Annotated in this window: 12 protein-coding genes; 7 read left to right on the plus strand and 5 right to left on the minus strand. The window is 64.6% G+C overall.

What is annotated here, in order from left to right:
• Window positions 1-39: 39 nt before the first annotated feature.
• From IMX18_RS15685 to IMX18_RS15695, 3 genes are all read right to left on the minus strand, one after another.
• A complete protein-coding gene (locus IMX18_RS15685) occupies window positions 40-4,548 on the minus strand; it encodes an NEL-type E3 ubiquitin ligase domain-containing protein (protein WP_217190942.1) in 4,509 nt (1,502 codons plus the stop codon).
• 78 nt (window positions 4,549-4,626) lie between these two features.
• Window positions 4,627-5,649, minus strand: coding sequence for an AraC family transcriptional regulator (locus IMX18_RS15690; protein WP_015269649.1), 1,023 nt, complete (start codon window positions 5,647-5,649; stop codon window positions 4,627-4,629).
• 57 nt (window positions 5,650-5,706) lie between these two features.
• Complete coding sequence (locus IMX18_RS15695; protein ID WP_015269648.1) at window positions 5,707-6,570, minus strand: LysR substrate-binding domain-containing protein; 864 nt, start codon at window positions 6,568-6,570, stop codon at window positions 5,707-5,709.
• Between the two features lie 112 nt (window positions 6,571-6,682).
• Here IMX18_RS15695 and IMX18_RS15700 point away from each other — a divergent pair, with 112 nt between their 5' ends.
• Window positions 6,683-7,789 (plus strand): 2-aminoethylphosphonate--pyruvate transaminase, encoded by a 1,107-nt coding sequence (locus tag IMX18_RS15700; RefSeq protein WP_015269647.1) that lies wholly within the window; start codon window positions 6,683-6,685, stop codon window positions 7,787-7,789.
• Between the two features lie 34 nt (window positions 7,790-7,823).
• Window positions 7,824-8,651 carry a phosphonoacetaldehyde hydrolase gene (gene phnX / locus IMX18_RS15705; protein ID WP_015269646.1) on the plus strand — a complete coding sequence of 276 codons (828 nt, stop codon included), beginning with the start codon at window positions 7,824-7,826 and terminating at the stop codon, window positions 8,649-8,651.
• 142 nt (window positions 8,652-8,793) lie between these two features.
• Here phnX and IMX18_RS15710 read toward each other — a convergent pair whose 3' ends face one another.
• Window positions 8,794-9,858, minus strand: coding sequence for an AI-2E family transporter (locus tag IMX18_RS15710; RefSeq protein ID WP_061302789.1), 1,065 nt, complete (start codon window positions 9,856-9,858; stop codon window positions 8,794-8,796).
• Between the two features lie 133 nt (window positions 9,859-9,991).
• On the opposite strand from IMX18_RS15710, the gene trhP reads away from it, so the two are divergent.
• On the plus strand, window positions 9,992-11,311 hold the full coding sequence (gene trhP, locus IMX18_RS15715; RefSeq protein ID WP_015269644.1) for a prephenate-dependent tRNA uridine(34) hydroxylase TrhP: 1,320 nt from the start codon (window positions 9,992-9,994) through the stop codon (window positions 11,309-11,311).
• Window positions 11,312-11,326: 15 nt separating this feature from the next.
• Here trhP and IMX18_RS15720 read toward each other — a convergent pair whose 3' ends face one another.
• A complete protein-coding gene (locus IMX18_RS15720) occupies window positions 11,327-11,977 on the minus strand; it encodes a hypothetical protein (protein ID WP_015269643.1) in 651 nt (216 codons plus the stop codon).
• A 24-nt stretch (window positions 11,978-12,001) separates the two neighbouring features.
• On the opposite strand from IMX18_RS15720, the gene IMX18_RS15725 reads away from it, so the two are divergent.
• The 4 genes from IMX18_RS15725 to IMX18_RS15740 all read left to right on the plus strand — a co-directional run bounded on the left by IMX18_RS15725 (window position 12,002) and on the right by IMX18_RS15740 (window position 14,186).
• Window positions 12,002-12,232, plus strand: coding sequence for a hypothetical protein (locus IMX18_RS15725; protein ID WP_015269642.1), 231 nt, complete (start codon window positions 12,002-12,004; stop codon window positions 12,230-12,232).
• A 14-nt stretch (window positions 12,233-12,246) separates the two neighbouring features.
• Window positions 12,247-12,675: a DUF411 domain-containing protein gene (locus IMX18_RS15730; protein ID WP_100413507.1), complete on the plus strand. Its 429-nt coding sequence runs from the start codon at window positions 12,247-12,249 to the stop codon at window positions 12,673-12,675.
• Window positions 12,675-13,112: a YqaA family protein gene (locus IMX18_RS15735; RefSeq protein WP_013971818.1), complete on the plus strand. Its 438-nt coding sequence runs from the start codon at window positions 12,675-12,677 to the stop codon at window positions 13,110-13,112. Before IMX18_RS15730 ends, IMX18_RS15735 begins: the two co-directional genes overlap by 1 nt.
• Window positions 13,113-13,187: 75 nt before the next feature.
• Window positions 13,188-14,186 carry an alpha/beta fold hydrolase gene (locus tag IMX18_RS15740; protein ID WP_015269640.1) on the plus strand — a complete coding sequence of 333 codons (999 nt, stop codon included), beginning with the start codon at window positions 13,188-13,190 and terminating at the stop codon, window positions 14,184-14,186.
• Window positions 14,187-14,308 lie beyond the last annotated feature (122 nt).

Genomic DNA, 14,308 nt, shown 5'->3' on the forward strand with positions numbered 1-14,308 from the left:
AAGCAGGGCGGCACACTGCGTGCCGCCCCTGAAGGGCCGTCACTTTGCCTCTGGCACCATGAACGCTTCGCGCGTAAGGCGCTGGGCAAGGCTGGCCAGGGCCTGCTCGCGCTCGTCGCGCAGAGCGTTGCTCAGGTTCCAGTACTCGTCACTGGTCAAAGCTTCCCTTTGCTCGTCCAATGCCTCCAGCCGAACGGTGAATTGCGTTTCCAGGTTTTCGAAGTCATCCGGATGCTCTGCCCGCAGTACCGGCAACCAGAAATCACGCTCGCTGATGAACACGATCCGTTGCTCGCCCGCCTCCACCTCCAGCACTTCCTTGAAGGCCTCGTCCAGTTGCAGGGGCGACACGTTGGCCAGCCTGCCAAACTGCATATGGCGAGGCTGGCCCAACAGGTCCAGGCGCTGGGCCAAGCCGCTGAGGTAGGCAAGGTTGACCTCCACCTCCTCTTCATCGTGGTTCCCGTGGCTCCAGCGTCCATCCTGGTAGCGGGCGTCGATTTCGCGCCGGGCGATTTTCTCCACCCAGTGCACGCGAAACAGCCGCTTGGCCAGCTGCAGGCGTGCCGAGCGGGTCGAGATCGGGTCGCCGCCGCGGGTGGCCTGCTCGACATGCATGCGCACCTCAAGGCGGCTGAACACCGTGGAAACGCTGTCCACACAGGTGGTGGGCTCCGCTGCCAGGTCAAACAGCGCCATGCGCGTGGTGGTATCGGCATGGGCGGCATCCAGCATTGCCCATACCCTGAACCCGAGTTCGGCCGGCGCCTTGCTGAATTCGGCCGTGCTCGTCAGTTGCCTGAGCAGCTCGAAGAAAGCCAGGCTGCCGGGCTCGGCATTCAGCGCATCCCATTTCCCTTGCTGCTCCTGCCGCGCCGCTGGGTCCAGGGTCTGCAGCCATTGTTCCCGGGCCGGGGCGTGCCGTTGCGGGCGGGGCGTGGCCAGCAGGCGTTCGGCGGCATAAAGGCGATCGAGATCCTGCACTGGCAGTGCATTGCCCTCCAGGTGCATGGCACGGCGCAACTGCAACGGGGCCTGAAACAAGGCTGCCGGCAACTCGGCTATCTGGTTGTTGCGAAGGTCGGCGAACACCAACAGGCCACACCACTCCAGGCCCCAGGGCAGCGCCGTCATCTGCACCCGGTTCAAACGCAGGATCCGCAGGCTGGGCAACCGCTCGAACTGTAGCCTGATGTCGCCGAGCGGGTTGTCACTCAGGTCCAGCGAACGCAAGAGCGCCAGGCCAGTCAGCACATTGGCCTGCGGCTCCGAGATACGAATACGGTTGCGCGGCATCAGCAACTGGCGCAAGGCGGTCAAACGCTCCAGCCCCGCAGGTAGCGCGCGCAAGGCGTTGTCGCTCATGTCCAGGCACAGCAGATCGGGGAAGCAGGCGAGGAACCCCGGCGGGATGGCATCCAGACCGAGCGCCGACAGGGTCAATTCCGACACGTGCGAGAAGTCCGTCCCGATCGGCAATACAGGCAGGCTGCCCACCGGTACGGCGACGATGCTCAGGCTGAGCACCGCATCGTTGCCGATAGCCCCGACGGCGCGGTCGCTGCGCATCTGCCAGGCACGCCGCAACGAATCTGCGACGCGTCGGCGTGCGCGGCTGGCGCTGCCCGCCACCTCTGCAACCCAGGCCAGCAAGCTGTCATCCAGGCGGCGGTACTCCTGCTCGACACGCAGCAGGTTCTCGAACAGGCCCCCGCGCATGTCCAACAGGCTCTGGACATAGCGATCGACGCCGACATCCCCGATACCGGGGTACAAGGCGCGCACCCGCTGCCGCACCACACGCTCCGGCGAGCCGATGCACGACTGGCAGCCACCCAGTGGATAGCCCGCTCGGCCATCGGCCAAACGCTGCATGGGCGATGCCATGGGCCTTGCCTCCCGCCAGCCGAGCAGGCGCAGCAGGGCCTGCCGGTCACCGGGTAGCCAGGCCTGCATCTGCTCGCGGATTCTGGTCGGCGCATCGGTGCCATTCCAACCCTGTCGCACCCGGTATTCCACGGGCAGGCAAGCGGCCAGCACCTCGAACAGCCCCTCGGGGGCGGCGACCTCGCGCTCATCCGGCAAGCCTCTGTCGTTGTAGAGCTGGAAGCGCCCTTCCCGCCTGACCAGCACCACGTCCTGCTCAAGGTCGGTCTCGGCGAACAGCCGTTCCATCGCCGCCCCAGCATACGGGTCACGACGCAACACCAGGTTGAACCCGGCAGCGCCGGGGCCATGCCGACGCAGCAGGGCAAAGGCCAGCGCCACCACTTCCGGCCGGTAACTGCCTTGCAGGTACAACGCTTCGCGCATGCGGGTCAGGCGCGCCAGTTGCAGGGCCACCCGCGCCTGCTCAGCCAACGCCAGCGGCAGACGGGACTCTGCCTGCATGCGCAAGCGCACAGCCTCGGTGGCCTGCTCCAGCACATCGAGGGCATAGGCTTCTGGCAGCGTCGGGAAGTCGCGCTGGATCAAGCCCAGCAGCGGGTCGTCAGCCAGGTAAAGCCCGGAGAAATGCTCGAGCATCGCCTCACGCAACTCGATTGCCGCGTCACCGATCGACAGCGCCTGTTCTTCGACGGTTTCATCCTGCAGCTGCAGCCTTTCGATGCACCATTGCCACAAGTCGGAATCGGTATCGGCCTCCCCCGCTTCCAGCCGGCTGAAAAAGGCTTGCGCGCGCGCGTCCACGGCAAAGCGCTGCAAGGTATCGCGCAGCTGCACTGGCATCGCTCGCCGCTCCACCAGCAGGCCACGCAGGTAGGCCTCGTCGACATCCGCGACTTTCAGCACCTGCTCCACCCGCACAGCGTCCATCGCGGCCGCAGCCGGCCAGAGCCGCCCGAGCAACAGCGCGGCGCCCTGCCATTCCAGTGGCCGCTCATAAGCCAGCCGCCAGCCACGCGCAGAGCAGCGTTCCAGCACCGGCCCGAACGCTGCCTCACCGTCGGCATGCAGCAAGCGCCAGACGCCATTGGCGGTTTGCCTTACCCGATACAAGGCTCCATTCAACCGCCACCAATGGCGCTCACCCTCGGCGAGCAAGCCGTTGTCGAGCTCCGTCAGCTGAACGGGTGGAGTAGTGTCCTGGTAAGGCGCCAGCTCATTGCGCCACAGCCGTTGCCGGCCATCTTCGGTGATGACCGGCTCCAGGGTTTCGACGAATGCGCTGCGGGCCAGGTGGGCACCGACAACCACCGCACCGGTGGTTGCCACGCTGAATGCCACCTGAAGCATATGCATCAAGGCCTCATGCTGATGGCCCAACTGCCAGTCACGCACGCCCTCGAAAGTTTCGGTCAACAGTTGCCTGGCAAGGTCCGCCAGCAGCAAAGCCCCGATGACCGGCACGAACAGGCCCGCCAGGTTGAGCAATACCAGGCCGGCGCCTTTGAGCTCGTCCAGGCGCTGCTCCGAAGCCGCGTCATCGGCCTGGGCGGTGGGCACCGCTAGGAAACGTCCATCGGCCTTGATTCGCTGAATGTGCCAGGCGGCCATCGACGCAAAACCGTCCCCCGCTTCCAACACCCTGCGGGGTTCCAGGTCAGGTTGTGCATCCTGCAAGCGGGTGGCCTGGGCCTGCTCACAAGTGGCGCGATCACCCAAGGCAATGCGCCGCACGAATGCCTGCCGATAGTCCTGGTTGCCCATCGCCGAGGCCAGGACGCGGTTCGCCTCATCCCAGTTGGTGAACGCGCGCAGGGGTTGCGCCTGATCGTCAGGGGTGTACAGGATCACTCTTTTCAAGCGCCCAGGTACCCCGAAGGGAAACGTGGACTGGTGGCGGGACTGCTCGATCAATTCAACCGCCAGCGCGCCATCCACCCGGCAGCCAAGGACCTGAAGCGCACCGATCTCCAGCTGCAGCGGCCCCTTGATCACGGCGTGTTCATCCTTGCACGCGACACGCAGCAGCAGCAGGTCTTGCGGATCCAGCTGCTGCTTGATGGCCGCGATCTCGACCGCCACGGCCAGTTCCAGGCGCCGGTCGGTGGTCAGGGCTTTTTCATAGTCAGGGGTCAATACCTGCGCCAGGTGCCGCTGGTAGGCGCTGCCGACATCCACCTGGCGGCACAGGCTGACAATCCGGTCGATGTCTTCGCTCACCACCTGCTCGTCCTGGTGGGCTCCCGGGAGGGTCAAGGCGGTGCCGAGGAAGAAGGACTCGTTGGCCTTGAAGTTCTGCAACAGCTTTTGCAAGGCCGGCATGCGCACGAAGTACGGTTGATAATCAGGGATCAAGCCGGTTCTCACATCCAGCCGTGCGCGTGTTTCGCGCCACACCAGCTTGTCCAGGTCAACCTGCAGCTTCAGCTGGCTGTCCTGACGCAAGGCAGGCTCGAACAGTTGCTTGGCAAACCGGTCCAGAGGCTGCAGGCGGTCGGCGAACCCTGCCATCTGCCTCTGACTCGCAAGATAGGCATTGAAACGCAGTTGCAGCCTGGCAAGCTGCTTGGGCTTGGCCGCCTTCAACCAGGCGGGCAAGCTTTGGGCGATGAAGTCTTCGGCGGGGTGAAGCAACTTGGGATGCAAGGCAGGTTGAGACATCGTCGATTTCCTGGTCAGTGATCGACTCGTCACGATGCTTGCCAGCGGCGGCGGCCGGCAGCGGGAAGGCGTGGTCCCCTAGCCGCCACTGCCGCGCTTGAGGATCAGCGCACGGTAATGCCCGGGGTTGCAGCCGAACCACTTGCGAAACGCCTTGTAGAACGAACTGCTGTCGGCAAAGCCCAGGCGTTCGGCGATTTCGCTCATGGCTGCGTCTTCCTGGCTCAGCCAGGCAATCGCCAGCTCACGCCGCACACTGTCCTTCAACCCCTGGTAATTCTGACCCTCTTCGGCCAGCCGCCGGCGCAGGGTAGAGGGCGACAGGCACAACTGCCGCGCCAGGCTGTCACCATCGGGCCACTGCCCCGGATCCAGGCGCAGCAGGTCGGTGCGAATGCGCCGCCCGAGGCTGGCCGGGTCACGGTACTTGACCAGGATGTTGCCCGGCGCCTCGGCCAGAAAACGCTGCAGTTCTTCTTCGCTGCGCCGCAGCGGCAGCTCAAGGCATTCGGCAGCGATGATCATGCGTGTGCGCGGGCGCTCGAACTGCAGGTTTTCCGAAAACATCACCCGGTAGTCATCGCAGAACGGCGGTTCGGCACAGCGCAGATCGATGGCCAGGATCGGGATACGTCGCCCGGCCAGCCAGCAGGTCACACCGTGCACGATCATCCAGAAGGTGAAATAGGTGAAAGCGCGGCGCGGGGTGTCACGCGGTTCATTGATGACGATTTCGGCCAGGCCCTGCTGGCGCACCAGGCTTGGCTGCAGGTCTTCAAGCATCAGTGACAGAAACGCCAGCGCGGTTTCCAGGCCAGCGCCCAGGGTCGGCTGGCCCATGCTGGCACGGCACATGAACGCCAGGCTGCCGCTGCGCAGACCGCGCGGGTCCATGGCGAAGAACTCATCGTTGCAGCGCCGCGCCAGCAGGCGCCAGAGCCGGGCATAGGACTCGGCGCTGACTCGCGCCGCAGGCAGGTGCAGCTGTTCGACGGCGATACCCGCCCGGGCCAGCAAGCCGATATCGGGCTCGCCAGCGGGGCAGGTCTGCAACAGCGCCTCGCGTACCAGCTGCATGGAAATGGTGTCTTTCTCGCTCATCAACGGTCCTGTCGGCTCAATGCCGGCCATCTTAGGCCGCCCCGTTGAAAACAGCCATCACAGCCCTGCCGCCAGGCCGAGGAACGCCTGGATCAGGCGCAGCTCACGGCGGCGCTCCAGGCAGCCGATCAGGTGCTGGTTGACCAGGCCGTCACCGGCCAGCGGGCGCGCCACTACCCGCGGGTCATTGGCGACTTCGGTGGACGACACCACGCCAATGCCCAGCTCCGAGGCCACCGCTTCGGTCACCGCCTCGCGGCTATCCAGCTCCAGCAGCACCCGAGGTTGCACGGCGGCCTTGCTGCAGGCCTTGTCGAAGGTGCGCCGGGTGGTGGAGCTGGGCTCGCGCAACACCATGATCTGCTGGTGCAGCTCGGCCAGCGGCAAATCACCTTCGCCGCTGGCCCAGGCATGCCCCGCCGGCAGCAAGGCGCACAACCGCGACTCGCACAGGTTCTGCAAATGCAGGCCTTTGCGCGGCTCGATCTCGGTCAGCACGGCCACGTCGGCATGTTCGCTGAGCAATGCCGCCAAAGTTTCCTGGGCATTGCCCAAGCGCAGGTTGACGGTAATGCCCGGGTAGCGCTCGCGCAGCAGCGCCAGCATCGGCATGACCCGGTGCGGGCCATCGGCCGCCACCTCCAGGCGCCCGGTCAGCAATTGGCGATTAGCCTCGAGCATGGCCTGCGCCTCTTCGGCCAGCCCGAACATGGCGCGGGTGATGGCTGCCAGGCGGGTGCCCTCTTCGGTCAACTCAACCCGCCGCGCGGTACGCCGCAGCAAGGTGATCTGGTAGTGCTCCTCCAGCGCCTTCACGTGCCCGGTCACTGCCGGCTGGCTGATGAACAGGCGTGCGGCGGCACGGGTGAAGCTGCCCTCACGGGCCACGGCATCGAAGGCACGCAACTGGAACAGGTTCATATTTATCGGCCTTACTTATAGCTCGGATAACAACAAACAATTTGATTGATGACAGCGCCAATTGCAACCTAGGCCCCGTAGTTTCAGCCCACCGCTTGTGAGGAATAACGGAATGAGCAACGCCCCGATTCTGCTGACCCCCGGTCCCCTGACCACATCAATCCGCACCCGCCAAGCCATGCTGGTGGACTGGGGCTCCTGGGACCGCGACTTCAACCAACTGACTGCCAGTGTCTGCGAGCAACTGCTGGCCATCATCGATGGCAGCGCCAGCCACCACTGCGTGCCCCTGCAAGGCAGCGGCACCTTCGCCGTGGAAGCGGCCATCGGCACCCTGGTGCCGCGTGACGGCAAGGTCCTGGTGCTGATCAATGGCGCCTATGGCCAGCGCCTGGCGAAGATCTGCAAAGTGCTGGGCCGTGCCTACAGCACCTTCGAAACCGCCGAAGACCAGCCGACCACCGCCGCCGACGTCGACCGCCTGCTGGCCGCCGACCCGGCCATCACCCATGTCGCGCTGATCCACTGCGAAACCAGCACCGGCATCCTCAACCCGCTGCCCGAGATCGCCCAAGTGGTCAAAGGCCACGGCAAGCGCCTGATCATCGACGCCATGAGCTCGTTCGGCGCACTGCCGATCGATGCCCGCGCCATCCCCTTCGAGGCGCTGATCGCCGCCTCCGGCAAATGCCTGGAAGGGGTACCTGGCATGGGCTTCGTGTTTGCCGAGAAAACCGCCCTGGCCGCTGCCGAAGGCAACGCCCACTCGCTGGCCATGGACCTGCACGACCAGCACACCTACATGGCCAAGACCGGCCAATGGCGCTTCACCCCGCCGACCCACGTGGTCGCTGCCCTGCACGAAGCGCTGCAGCAATACAACGAGGAGGGAGGCCTGCCGGCACGCCACCGGCGCTATGCCGACAACTGCAAGACCTTGCTCGACGGCATGGCCGCCATCGGCCTGCGCAGCTTCCTGCCCGCCGAGATCCAGGCGCCGATCATCGTCACCTTCCACGCACCGAACGATCCCCGCTACCAGTTCAAGGACTTCTACGAGCGGGTCAAGGCCAAGGGCTTCATCCTCTACCCGGGCAAGTTGACCCAGGTGGAAACCTTCCGTGTCGGCTGCATCGGCGTGGTCGGAGCGGATGGCATGCAGGCCGCCGTGAATGCCGTGGCCGAGGTGCTGCGGGAAATGGAAGTGCTGGACATCTGACCCTTTGCCCACCCAATTTCAGGAACAAGCGCACATGAACTACAGCAACCCTACCCAGCTGCAAGCCGCCATCCTCGACTGGGCCGGCACCGTGGTCGACTTCGGCTCCTTCGCCCCGACCCAGATCTTTGTCGAAGCCTTTGCCGAATTCGATGTGCAGGTGTCCATCGAAGAAGCCCGTGGCCCGATGGGCATGGGCAAGTGGGACCACATCCGCACCCTGTGCGATGTGCCGGAAATTGCCGAGCGCTACCGCAAGGTGTTCGGCCGTACCCCGACCGACGATGATGTCACCGCCATCTACAACCGCTTCATGCCGCTGCAGATCGAGAAGATCGCCGTGCACTCGGCGCTGATCCCCGGCGCCCTGGACACTCTCACCGGGCTGCGCCAGGACGGCCTGAAGATCGGCTCTTGCTCGGGCTACCCGAAGGTGGTGATGGACAAGGTGGTGGAGCTGGCCGCGCAGAACGGCTACGTGGCCGACCATGTGGTGGCCACCGACGAAACCCCGAACGGCCGCCCATGGCCGGCCCAGGCCCTGGCCAACGTGATCGCGCTGGGTATCGACGACGTGGCGGCGTGCGTGAAGGTCGACGATACCGTGCCGGGCATTCTCGAAGGCCGCCGTGCCGGCATGTGGACCGTGGCCCTGGTGTGCTCGGGCAATGCCCTGGGGCTGACCTGGGAAGGCTACCGCGCGCTGAGCGCCGAGAAGCTGGAAAGCGAGCGCCAGCGCATCCACGCCCTGTTCGCCGGCTCCCGCCCGCACTACCTGATCGACACCATCAACGAACTGCCCGAAGTGATCGCCGACATCAACCGGCGCCTGGCCAAGGGTGAGATGCCGCAAACATCCTGACCCGGCCATGGGGGCCGCGTTGCGGCCCATCGCCGGCAAGCCAGCTCCCACAGGTCCAGCGACAATCTTGAGAACAACGCTGTACTTGTGGGAGCTGGCTTGCCGGCGATGGGCTGCAAAGCAGCCCCAGCAAGGCCCGCCCCTACTCCGGCAACTGCACCCGGGGTTTGGTTGCCGCGAAGATCGCCCAGCTCGACACGAACAGCGCCGCGATCAACGGCCCGATCACGAAGCCGTTGAGCCCGAACACCGCCAGCCCGCCCAGCGTCGACACCAAAATCAGGTAGTCCGGCATGCGCGTGTCCTTGCCCACCAGGATCGGCCGCAACAAGTTGTCCACCAGACCGATCACCAGCACACCGAACGCGGTCAGTATCACCCCCGACAAAATCGCACCGGTCAGCAGGAAATACGCCGCCACCGGTGCCCACACGATCCCCGCCCCCACCGCCGGCAACAGCGACAGAAACGCCATCAGCACCGCCCATACCAGCGCACTCGGGATATCCAGCACCCAGAAAATGAAACCGCCCAGCGCCCCCTGGGTAATGGCCACCAGCACGTTGCCTTTTACCGTCGCCCGCACCACACGGTTGAACTTCAGTTGCAAACGGCGCTTCTGGTGTTCGGGCAACGGCACTGCCAGACGCACCTGGCGGGCGACATCCGCGCCTTCGCGCAGGAAGAAGAACAACAGGTACATCATGATGCCGAAGCTGATCACGAACTCGAACGTGCCCTGCCCAAAGTTGAACGCCTGGCTGGCCAACACCTGGCTGCCCTGGGTGGCCCACTTGCTGATCTTGTCGCGTAGCCCGTCGAGGTTGCCCATGCCCATGCTGTCCAGGCCCTGCTGGGCAAACGCCGGAAGCATGTCCTTGCCGCGCTCGACATAACCGGCAATATCCAGCTCCCCGTGCTCGATGCGCTGGTACAGGGCGGCTCCCTCCTGCACCAGCAACGCGCTGGTGATGATCACCGGCAGGATCGCCACCAGCAGGCACACCAGCAAGGTGGCCGCCGCAGCCAGGTTGCGCCTTCGGCCGAAACGCAGCAGCAGGTGGCGCTGCAGCGGGGCGAACAGGATGCCGAGTATCACCGCCCAGAAGATCGCACCGTAGTACGGCAGCAGGATCCAGATGAAGGCAATGGTCACCAGCGCCAGCAGTACTGCCAGGGCTTTGTTCTGCAGGGCGGTCTGGTTCATCGCGGGTCCTCGCATGGCTTATGCGTTATTAGTGCACCGCGCCTTGGCAAAAGTGCCGCCATTTCCTTGATGCAAATCAATACGCGCCGTATCTGCCAGCCCTAGCATCCGCGCCTTTTGCTCCGGTGCGCACATGAACCCTATCGCCAAGCCCGAACTGCTGGCCCCCGCCGGCACCCTCAAGACCATGCGCTACGCCTTCGCCTATGGCGCCGACGCGGTCTACGCCGGCCAGCCACGCTACAGCTTGCGGGTGCGCAACAACGAGTTCGACCATGCCAACCTGGCCCTGGGCATCCAGGAGGCGCATGCCTTGGGCAAACGCTTCTACGTGGTGGTCAACATTGCCCCGCACAATGCCAAGCTCAAGACCTTCCTCAAGGACCTGGCGCCGGTGATCGAGATGGCACCGGACGCGCTGATCATGTCCGACCCAGGCCTGATAATGCTGGTACGCCAGCATTTTCCGCAGATGCCGGTGCACCTGTCGGTGCAGGCCAACACGGTCAACTGGGCCAGCGTGCAATTCTGGCAGCAACTGGGCCTGAGCCGGGTAATCCTGTCGCGCGAACTGTCGCTCGAAGAGATCGAGGAAATCCGCCAGCAGGTGCCGGGCATGGAGCTGGAGGTGTTTGTCCACGGTGCCCTGTGCATGGCCTACTCCGGCCGTTGCCTGCTGTCGGGCTACCTCAACAAGCGCGATGCCAACCAGGGCACCTGCACCAACGCCTGCCGCTGGAAATACGACGCCACACCTGCCACCGAGAACGCCACCGGCGACATCGTGCGCGAAGTGCAGCCGACCCTGGGCCTGGGTGCACCGACCGAGCAGGTATTCCTGCTGCAGGAAAGCAACCGCCCCGGCACCGAAATGCCGGCGTTCGAAGACGAGCACGGCACCTACATCATGAATGCCAAGGACCTGCGCGCCATCCAGCACGTCGGGCGCCTGGCCGCCATGGGCGTGCACTCGCTGAAGATCGAAGGCCGTACCAAATCGCACTTCTACTGCGCCCGCGCCGTGCAGTCGTACCGCCAGGCGATCGACGATGCGGTGGCCGGGCGACCATTCGACCGCTCGCTGATGGACAACCTCGAATCCTTGGCCCAACGCGGTTACACCGAAGGCTTCTTGCGCCGCCATGTGCACGACGAATACCAGAACTACCAGCGCGGTAACTCGGTGTCCGAGCGCCAGCAGTTCGTTGGCGAGCTGACCGGGGCACGCGTCGACGGCCTGGCCGAGGTCAAGGTGAAGAATCGCTTCGCCGTGGGCGACCACCTGGAACTGATGACCCCGCGCGGCAACTACCACTTCGATCTCGAGCACATGAGCAACGGCCAGCAGCAACCGCTTCAGGTCGCCCCAGGCGATGGCCACACCATCTACCTTCCTGTTCCCGAGCAGGTGCCGTTGGCATATGGCCTGCTGATGCGTGACCTGCCAGCTTGAGCAAGGTGGCTGTGGCTAGAGCTCGATCCTGGTAACGGCACCAAGCCGTCGGTCGCCCAACTCTTTACGAATCTGCTGACGGAAACCGGCAAAACGTTCCACGTCAAAACGATAAACAGTGCCGGTGTTCCACACGACGATGTCACGCTGGGTCTCGCTCCAGAATCCGAAGTCGCGCATCTCCACGGTGCCATTGAAGCGAAACGAGTAGACCGCCAGATGGATCTGGCCCTCCTCGTCCTTCTGGCAGGGTGTGATCAGAAAGGATGAGGCGACGTCGTTCTGCCAACCCGACTGCAGGAACTTGCTGGCGTGTGCACTGATTCGCAGTTCCTGCATGGATGCGCGCGCCAGTTGGGCCAACAGCGTCGGTGTGCTGCCTGTGCCGATGGGCTCGAGCCTGGTATCGAAATCGTCATGGTCCCTGATGACCTGGGGCGGTAACTCCAGGGCGGCCGTCCTTACGCAGCCATGTTTCTCCAGGCGATTGCGGAAGCGGTCGAACCAGCTTTTCCATAGTTCGTCCCGGTCGAGAAAGCGGCTTGCGAACTCATCGGCATGGTCCAGCAACGTTTGCACGTCCAGGCGTTCCTCTTCGGACAGGTTTGGTCCGATGCCGATCAGATTGGTCTTGGAGTACAACAGGCAGTCCAGTGGTAGGGTCATGATCAAGCAGGCTCTCAGATAGGTGTGCCGCACGTTAGCCAGCGTGATGACAGGCCGGCATCCGGAACCAGTACCTGGCAGGTAGACTGGCTGCCTGGCAACGCTGGTGAAGGGCAACAGGCCGCGCTGCGCCTGAAGGCCGCTTGCGCTATGCTGCTGGCCAACCGCTGGATACCGGACCGCCCCTGGGGCCGCAACGACACCGGGCGCGAGCAAGGCACAGGCCTGGTCGCCGGTATCCGCCCACGTTTTTGAAGGAGTGTTTCATGATGCTGCGTAAACACCTGCTGCCCCTGGGCCTGCTGGCCATCACCGGCCTGGCCCAGGCTGCCGAGACCATCGACGTCTACCGCGACCCCAACTGTGGCTGCTGCAAGGCCTGGATCAGCCACCTGCGCGACAACGGCTTCACCGTCAACGACCATGTCGAGCCGAACATGAGCGAGGTGAAGCAACACCTGGGCGTGGCGCCACGCCTGGCGTCGTGCCATACCGGGGTGATCGATGGCAAGTTCGTCGAAGGCCATGTGCCGGCCGAGCAGGTGCGCCTGCTGGCCAAGCGCAACGACCTCAAGGGCCTGGCCGTGCCGGGCATGCCCATGGGCTCGCCCGGCATGGAAATGGGTGACCACAAGGATGCCTACCAGGTCATCGGCGTGACCCAGGACGGCAAGGACACCGTGGTCGCCAACTACTGATGCTCAGCCTGTGGGCGCTGTTCCTCAGCGCCTTCGGCGCCGCCACCCTGCTACCGCTGCAATCGGAGGCCGTGCTGGTCGGCCTTTTGCTGCGCCAGCCCGAGGCCTGGGCCACCCTGCTGCTGGTGGCGACCCTGGGCAATGTGCTGGGCTCGGTGGTCAACTGGGTGCTGGGCCGGGCCATCGAGCATCTGCGTGACAAGCGCTGGTTCCCGTTCAGCCCTGCCCAGCTGGAGCGCGCGCAGCAGCGCTACCAGCGCTGGGGGCAATGGTCGTTGCTGCTCAGCTGGATGCCGGTGATCGGTGACCCGCTGACGCTAATCGCCGGCATCATGCGTGAGCCGTTCTGGCGCTTCCTGCTGCTGGTGACCCTGGCCAAGGCCGGCCGTTATGGAGTGCTGGCGATGATTACCCTGGGCTGGTTTCACGCCTGGTAACACCTTTCACGTTCCGCGTGGTCCACTGGCTGCTACAGTCGCCCCTTCCTACATGGCCCTACACGGAGTGCCCCTATGCTGCGCGCAACTGCCCTGGCCCTGGCCTGCCTCGCCGGCAGTTCGGCCATCGCCGCCGAATCGCCCACCTACGGTCCTCAGTTGGAAGGCTTCAGCTACCCGCATCCGCTCAAGCATTTCGACTTCAAGTCCCAAGGTCAGGCCCTGCAGATGGGCTACATGGACGTGCCCGCCCAGGGCCAGGCCAACGGTCACAGCGTAGTGCTGATGCACGGCAAGAACTTCTGCGCCGCCACTTGGGAAACCACCATCGACGCCCTGAGCAAGGCTGGCTACCGGGTCATCGCCCCCGACCAGGTCGGCTTCTGCAGCTCCAGCAAGCCAGCCTACTACCAGTACAGCTTCCAGCAACTGGCGAGCAATACCCATGCCTTGCTCGAACAGCTGGGCGTGAAGCAAAGCATCGTGCTCGGCCACTCCACCGGCGGCATGCTCGCCACCCGCTATGCGCTGATGTACCCGCAGCAGGTGGAGCGCCTGGCGATGGTCAACCCCATCGGGCTGGAAGACTGGAAAGCCCTGGGCGTGCCCTACCGCACGGTGGACCAGTGGTATGCGCGCGAGCTCAAGCTGGATGCCAACGGCGTGCGCGAGTATGAGCGCAAGACCTACTACGCCGGGCGCTGGAAGCCGGAGTACGAGCGCTGGGTGCAGATGCTGGTGGGCCTGAACAAGGGGCCGGGGCATGAAGCAGTGGCGTGGAACTCGGCGCTGATCTACGACATGATCTTCACCCAGCCGGTGTACCACGAGTTCAAGGACCTGCAGATGCCCACCCTGCTGCTGATCGGTGACCAGGACACCACGGCCATCGGCAGTGATATCGCGCCGCCGGAGGTGAAAGCGAAGCTGGGCAAGTATGCAGTGCTGGGGCCGCAGGTGGCCAAGCTGATCCCCAAGGGTGAGCTGATTACCTTTGAAGGCATGGGGCATGCGCCGCAGATCGAGGAGCCGGTGCGGTTCAACCGTACGCTGGTCGAGTGGTTAGGGCGCTAGATCTAATTTGGGGGCCGCTTTGCGGCCCATCGCCGGCAAGCCAGCTCCCACTTGACCGCATCAACCTCAAGCTTTGTTCAACACCTGTGGAAGCTGCCCAGCTCTTGAGCGTAGCGCGGTCG

This window comes from Pseudomonas shirazica, assembly GCF_015168335.1.
GTDB lineage: Bacteria > Pseudomonadota > Gammaproteobacteria > Pseudomonadales > Pseudomonadaceae > Aquipseudomonas > Aquipseudomonas asiatica.

Coding starts and splice junctions, on each gene's coding strand:
- IMX18_RS15710 (WP_061302789.1), bottom strand. CDS start 9,858: ATGAACCAGACCGCCCTGCAGAACAAAGCCCTGGCAGTACTGCTGGCG.
- IMX18_RS15690 (WP_015269649.1), bottom strand. CDS start 5,649: ATGAGCGAGAAAGACACCATTTCCATGCAGCTGGTACGCGAGGCGCTG.
- IMX18_RS15695 (WP_015269648.1), bottom strand. CDS start 6,570: ATGAACCTGTTCCAGTTGCGTGCCTTCGATGCCGTGGCCCGTGAGGGC.
- IMX18_RS15720 (WP_015269643.1), bottom strand. CDS start 11,977: ATGACCCTACCACTGGACTGCCTGTTGTACTCCAAGACCAATCTGATC.
- IMX18_RS15740 (WP_015269640.1), top strand. CDS start 13,188: ATGCTGCGCGCAACTGCCCTGGCCCTGGCCTGCCTCGCCGGCAGTTCG.
- IMX18_RS15685 (WP_217190942.1), bottom strand. CDS start 4,548: ATGTCTCAACCTGCCTTGCATCCCAAGTTGCTTCACCCCGCCGAAGAC.
- trhP (WP_015269644.1), top strand. CDS start 9,992: ATGAACCCTATCGCCAAGCCCGAACTGCTGGCCCCCGCCGGCACCCTC.
- phnX (WP_015269646.1), top strand. CDS start 7,824: ATGAACTACAGCAACCCTACCCAGCTGCAAGCCGCCATCCTCGACTGG.
- IMX18_RS15700 (WP_015269647.1), top strand. CDS start 6,683: ATGAGCAACGCCCCGATTCTGCTGACCCCCGGTCCCCTGACCACATCA.
- IMX18_RS15735 (WP_013971818.1), top strand. CDS start 12,675: ATGCTCAGCCTGTGGGCGCTGTTCCTCAGCGCCTTCGGCGCCGCCACC.
- IMX18_RS15730 (WP_100413507.1), top strand. CDS start 12,247: ATGCTGCGTAAACACCTGCTGCCCCTGGGCCTGCTGGCCATCACCGGC.